Genomic DNA, 6,000 nt, shown 5'->3' on the forward strand with positions numbered 1-6,000 from the left:
GCACCTGAGGCTAACCTAATATAGCCTTGAACTTTGCTTTACGGCATACTTCGGTAGACTTCTTCGGCGACTCGTTTGAGGCGTCTGAGTTGAGCTTTCATGTCTTGTTGAGTCCAGCTAGCGGCAAAGGTATTGAAGCCCCAGCTAACTAGGGGGTTGGGAATTTCAAACTCAAAACGATTAATGAGATGAGTGCCTTGGTTGTTGGGTTGGCATTCCCAGCGATCGCGCCCTTGGAAGAATCCTTGGAACTCCCAGACAATTAAACCGGGTTCCCTCTCGACAACCAAGCTTTTGAGGGTGGGTTGCACTAGGGGAATTTGAATGATGAAGCGACTGCGACTGCCGATGTCCGTACTCCACTTGCCCACGGGTTCGCAGCGCAAGGCTGGGTTAAGCCAGCGGTGCATTAAGGTTCGCTCGGTGATGCACCGCTCGACAGTGGTAGCACTGGCGTTGACTTGGATGGATTGTTCAAAAACTTGGGCGTTTGACATGGAAAACTTCAACTGTTTACCTATGACTGGTATTGTTGCTCTTGTTACTACCATGCCCGAAACAGAAGCTTATCGTCAGAAAAAAGGAGGTTTGTACCCAGAAAAGGATAAAATGCTTGATTTTAATCTATGAATTACCCATCAAGGTAGAGGTAATTCTGCAAGAGGGCGCTTAAGGTTGTCGATATTGTTTTCAGGCGGTCAATCTTAAGTTCGCTGCATCCTTGATGACCGCGATATGGATTGACATAGAACACAGCATTGTCAATCGCGCCTTGCACGGTCACGCCTTGCACGGGGGTTAGTCACTTCCGTGTCATTGCTGGAGACAGTTGAGAATAATCCGAGAAGGAAGATTATGAATGAAATTTGGAAAGGTATTTTTCCCCTGATGGGGGTGGGTGTGCCGCTCCAGGCACATCTAACGTTGGCACAGGCGCAAGAACCTGTTGAACGAACCGTCGAGACTGGAGTTGGATATGCTGAAGGTATTTATCAAAACCTCAGTGCATTTGTGCCAAATTTGATCGCCGCGATCGCGATCCTGCTAGTCGGCATCCTCATTGCTTGGATTGCTGCTGCCATCACCAAAGCCCTGTTCAATCGCACCAATATCGACAACAAGATTGCTGAGTGGATCACTGGGGATCGACCAGGAGCGGAGCCTCCTAAAGTAGAAGAATGGATATCGGGTGCGGTTTTTTGGATCGTCATTATCTTTACTGTAGTGGCTGTTTTACAGACCCTACAGCTACAGGTTGTTTCTGAACCCCTCAATACATTTCTTGTCCGCATCCTTGATTTCATACCCCAACTCGTTGGTGCCGCAATTCTGTTGCTGGTGGCGTGGTTGCTCGCATCCCTCGTCAAGCTAGTGGCAACGCGGGCGCTGCGGGCAGTTGGTTTGGATGAGCGTTTGGGTCAACAAGTCAATAACCCGTCAGGCAGACCTGAGGAAACCCCACTGGGTCAGCCCGATCGCACAACGAACAGCACAACGAGCCAATTCTCCCTCTCGGAAACAATTGGTAGTGCCTTGTACTGGTTCGTCTTTCTCCTATTTCTGCCACCGATTTTGAGTACTCTCCGTTTAGAGGGAGTCCTAGAGCCGGTATTGGTGCTGCTGAATGATATCCTAGGGGTTCTGCCGAATATTTTGGCGGCTATCGTGATTGCAGCGGCTGGGTGGCTTGTTGCGCAAGTGGTGCGCCGCATTGTGACAAACTTGCTAGCTGCGGCAGGTACTGACCAGTTAGGGGCGCGGTTCGGACTCCGATCAACGGTTGGCGGTTCTTCACTTTCCTGGATTATCGGCACAACCGTTTATGTCCTGATTTTAATTCCCGTGGCGATCGCAGCGCTCAATGCGCTAGAGATTGAGGCTATTTCAGTGCCTGCAATCGGGATGTTGAACTTGATTCTTGCCGCTATCCCTCGCATCTTTACAGCGGCATTGATTCTGATTATTGCTTATGTATTGGGGCAGTTTGTTCGCGATTTAGTCACCAATATTCTGACCAGCATTGGCTTTAACCGTGTTTATCGGTGGATAGGTGTACCTGAACCCCGCCTTAGCCGTCCAGTTCCAACTCCCCCGCCAGCCGAATCCCAAGATTTGGGAATACCCACTCCTCTGAGGGAACCTGAACCAACTCCTCCCACTCGGACACCCTCAGAACTGGTGGGAATTATTGCATTTGTCGGCATCATGTTATTTGCTGCCGTTGCAGCAACTAATGTCTTGCAGTTTGAAGCCCTGACTCTAATTGTTACTGGCATTGTTGTCATCTTCGGTCAGGTTTTGGCAGGATTAATCGTTTTTGCGGTAGGTCTATACTTTGCCAATTTAGTCTTTAACTTGATTACTAGCTCCGGTTCTCGCCAATCCAGAATTCTGGGACAGGCTGCTCGGATTGCGATTATTGCCTTTTCCGTAGCAATGGCGCTGCAACAAATGGGTATTGCCAGCGACATTGTTAATTTAGCCTTTGGCTTGTTGTTGGGAGCGATTGCCGTTGCGATCGCGCTATCCTTTGGCTTGGGGTCTCGTGATATCGCCGCCGCTCAAGTTCGGGAATGGTTATCATCCTTTAAGGAAGATAGGCACTCTAACAACCCATAAAGATACTATCTCTCCCCTAGAGATAAGTAACTGGGCAACAATTCCAACTTTTGACAATCACCCGTCCTATAGGCGGGTGATTTTTTCGTCAGGGGGTTAGTCAACGGATACCAATGTACTTGCCCTCAGAAAGCATCGTCAAAATCAAGGAGGCAACCTATCTTTACGGTGCCTCCTCATTTTATGGCTAGATTTAGAATGAGTGGTTTACCCAAGGATGCAGCCACTTCTAGGAGGGAGACTTAACCTCAAGTGGTTCGATTCTCCTTTAGCAGTCCACGCGGTTGATGCGCTGCCATACAATAGCTGACTGGGTTGAGATTGTAGTGTTGAACCGTCAACGCTCACATCCGCGCTCGTCGTTCCAGCATTGACAGCAACAATTAGCTCTTCTGCTTCTAGCTGTCGTGCGAAGACATAGACCATCCCTTCCGCTAACAATAGCTGATAGTGACCCGTGCGCAGAGCTGGGTGAGCGTGACGCAAAGCAATCAGTTTTCGGTGATACTCTAAACTATCTTGCTCCCAATCAGCTTCTAGGGGAAAACCCCGGCGAGAGTCTGGATCAATACGACCTGGTAAACCAACTTCATCACCGTAGTAAATACTGGGCGTACCGGGAAAAGTCAACAGTAGCAGGGTTGCTAACTCAACACTGGCTTTATCACCTCCAGCAATGGAAATTAATCGCGCCGTGTCGTGGCTGGCTAGCAAATTGAGCTGGGTAAGTTGAATCTCCCATGGGTACATCGTCAGGAGATCTTTGATTTTGTTGCCATACCCATTAGCATCTAGCGCCGGATAGGGATAGTAGGAACGGTTTTGTACTTGCTCCATATCTACGCGATCGCCTGCGGTAAAGGCAATGGTAGGTCCGGTAAATAGGTAGTTCATCACCCCATCAAATTGGGTGCCGTCTAACCACTCGCGAGCGTCTGTCCAAACTTCCCCTACGATATAAGCGTTAGGGTTGATGGCTTTGATGCGATCGCGGAATTCTTGCCAAAATCCAGGAGTCTTAACCTCGAAGGGAACATCAAGACGCCACCCATCGATGCCCAGTTTCATCCAGTATTCGCCAATTTGCATGATGTATTCCCGGACAGAGGGATTGTCGTGGTTGAATGCTGGCAAAGCGCGAAGATCTGCCCAGCCGACATAGTTGGCGGGCTTGGTTTCATCATAAGGCGCTAAAGGAAAGCTTTCTATTTTAAACCAATCCACCCAAGGGGAAGAGTCACCATTTTCTAAGATATCGTGGAAGAAGAAGAAGCCGCGACTAGCATGGTTGAATACCCCATCGAGTAAGACTTTCATATCCCGCCGATGACACTCCTCCAAGAGTTCCATCAATGCCTCGTTTCCTCCTAGTAGAGGGTCAACTTGATAGTAGTCGTGGGTGTGATAGCGGTGGTTGCTAGCGGATTGAAAGATGGGCGTGAAGTATATAGCATTAATTCCCAGATTTTGCAAGTAATCGAGCTGTTCTATAACGCCCCACAAATTGCCACCTTTATAACCTTGGAGCCTTGGAAGGGCATCCCAAGGTTCAAAGGGAAGAGAGTAGGAAACGTGGCTTCTGGGTTGTTGGCTTCTGGCGAAGCGATCGGGAAATATTTGGTAAAAGACTGCGTGTTTAACCCAGTCTGGAGTTTGAATTTGCATGAATACTGCCTATATCTTTACAGTTAGAGTACAAAGGCTTGTGGCTTTTGTCGCTCTGACTAGCGCTCGCAACTATTGGATCATATTTATTACCCGATTAGAGACTAGCTTGTTATCATCCCTCAGACAGTCGCTCTTTAGGTGGAAATTTACACTTGACTAAGCTCATTTATTGTGAACTGTGGGGAGTAGAGAGTTAGGTATCATGCCTGTGCGATGAAGAATGCACCCAAAGCTAACGGTGAAACAGGGATGTAGCATTCAAGACCCTGATCATTGCACAATAGAAAGCAGTTTCTTGCTCGTGCTGCCACTCATGCCAACTGTACTTTTTGATACCAAAAATTTACTCACTGACCTGATCGCTCGTTATCGTTCCCGTGTGGATTACTTAGCCATTCGCTTAGAAGAATCAGAAGGAAGCAGCATTATACTGCGAGGCGATAAGATAGAAACCCTCAGCGAAGGGCTTTCGATTGGAGGGCAAGTCCGGGCGTGTTACAAGGGAGGTTGGGGGTTTGCGAGTTTCAACCAACTTTCGACCCTATCTGATCGCATTGAGGAAGCTGTAACGGCAGCGCGAATTGTTGGAGATGAGGAAACTGTCCTAGCTCCCATTCCCATAATCCAAGACGTTCGGCAACTCCCCCTACTCGGCATCGACCCCCGTCAAATTTCTCTCACTGACAAAAAAGCACTCTGCGATCGCTACAATCAAATTCTCAAAGGCTATGACCCCTGCATTACCACCACCTCTGTACGTTACGGTGACAGTACTCAACGAGTCATTATCGCCACGTCCGAAGGCACCCTAATCGAGCAATCTTGGGTGGATATGGAAATGCGCTTCTCTGCCACTGCCCGTAACGGCGATTTGGTACAAACAGGCAGGGAAACCACGGGTTCCCGAAAAGCCTATGATGACCTGAAGAATCTTGACGAACAAGTATGTAGCGCCGCTCAACGAGCGGTTAACGCCCTATCTCTGCCACCCGTGAAGGGCGGAACCTACACGGTGGTTATCGACCCCATTCTCACAGGTTTGTTTGTCCATGAAGCCTTCGGACACCTTTCTGAAGCAGACATGACCTATGAAAACCCGGATTTACTCGAAGTCATGAGCATGGGGCGTCAGTTTGGTTCAGAAGAGTTGCAAATTTTTGATGGCGCTGCACCCGAAGGACATCGCGGCAGCTACTTCTACGACGACGAAGGCACACCCGCAACCACCACACAACTGATTAAAGATGGCGTTTTAGTCGGGCGTCTTCATTCCCGCGAAACAGCAGGAAAGCTAGGAGAGACTGCAACAGGTAATGCCCGTTGCCTCAATTACCACTATCCTCCCATCGTCCGCATGACGAATACCTGGATCGAACCGGGAAAAACACCCGTGGCAGATTTATTGGGGGGAATTAAAGAAGGGGTTTATGCCCGAAATTGGTTGGGTGGCATGACCAACGGCGAAATGTTTACGTTCAGTGCTGGTGAAGCCTGGATGATTCGAGATGGCAACATAGCTGAACCCGTCCGGGATGTCACTCTATCGGGGAATGTCTTTAAAACTTTAGGAGATATCGAAGCGATTGGTAATGACTTCTACTGGGATGAATCTGGCGGTTGTGGCAAGGCAGGACAGAGTGGCTTACCCGTAGGTTGTGGGGGTCCAAGTTTGCGAATTAACAATGTTGTAGTTGGAGGTGAGGCAGCTTGAGC

Annotated in this window: 5 protein-coding genes; 2 read left to right on the plus strand and 3 right to left on the minus strand. The window is 48.9% G+C overall.

Annotated features, from left to right (window positions below; all coding sequences use genetic code 11):
- Window positions 1-38: 38 nt before the first annotated feature.
- Both IQ257_RS20840 and IQ257_RS20845 read right to left on the minus strand, forming a co-directional pair.
- Window positions 39-497 carry an SRPBCC family protein gene (locus IQ257_RS20840; protein ID WP_193876051.1) on the minus strand — a complete coding sequence of 153 codons (459 nt, stop codon included), beginning with the start codon at window positions 495-497 and terminating at the stop codon, window positions 39-41.
- 134 nt (window positions 498-631) lie between these two features.
- On the minus strand, window positions 632-793 hold the full coding sequence (locus IQ257_RS20845; protein WP_193876049.1) for a hypothetical protein: 162 nt from the start codon (window positions 791-793) through the stop codon (window positions 632-634).
- 62 nt (window positions 794-855) lie between these two features.
- Between IQ257_RS20845 and IQ257_RS20850 the strand changes: the two genes are divergently transcribed.
- Window positions 856-2,619, plus strand: a complete 1,764-nt coding sequence (locus IQ257_RS20850) for a mechanosensitive ion channel (protein ID WP_193876047.1) — start codon at window positions 856-858, stop codon at window positions 2,617-2,619.
- A 207-nt stretch (window positions 2,620-2,826) separates the two neighbouring features.
- Here IQ257_RS20850 and IQ257_RS20855 read toward each other — a convergent pair whose 3' ends face one another.
- On the minus strand, window positions 2,827-4,284 hold the full coding sequence (locus tag IQ257_RS20855) for a glycoside hydrolase family 13 protein (RefSeq protein ID WP_193876045.1): 1,458 nt from the start codon (window positions 4,282-4,284) through the stop codon (window positions 2,827-2,829).
- Between the two features lie 316 nt (window positions 4,285-4,600).
- Here IQ257_RS20855 and IQ257_RS20860 point away from each other — a divergent pair, with 316 nt between their 5' ends.
- Entirely contained in the window at window positions 4,601-5,998 is a 1,398-nt protein-coding gene (locus IQ257_RS20860; protein WP_193933186.1) for a TldD/PmbA family protein, read from the plus strand.
- The last annotated feature ends 2 nt before the right edge of the window (window positions 5,999-6,000 follow it).

Origin of the sequence: Coleofasciculus sp. LEGE 07092, from assembly GCF_015207375.1 — a bacterium.
GTDB lineage: Bacteria > Cyanobacteriota > Cyanobacteriia > Cyanobacteriales > Coleofasciculaceae > LEGE-07092.

Coding starts and splice junctions, on each gene's coding strand:
- IQ257_RS20840 (WP_193876051.1), bottom strand. CDS start 497: ATGTCAAACGCCCAAGTTTTTGAACAATCCATCCAAGTCAACGCCAGT.
- IQ257_RS20850 (WP_193876047.1), top strand. CDS start 856: ATGAATGAAATTTGGAAAGGTATTTTTCCCCTGATGGGGGTGGGTGTG.
- IQ257_RS20855 (WP_193876045.1), bottom strand. CDS start 4,284: ATGCAAATTCAAACTCCAGACTGGGTTAAACACGCAGTCTTTTACCAA.
- IQ257_RS20860 (WP_193933186.1), top strand. CDS start 4,601: ATGCCAACTGTACTTTTTGATACCAAAAATTTACTCACTGACCTGATC.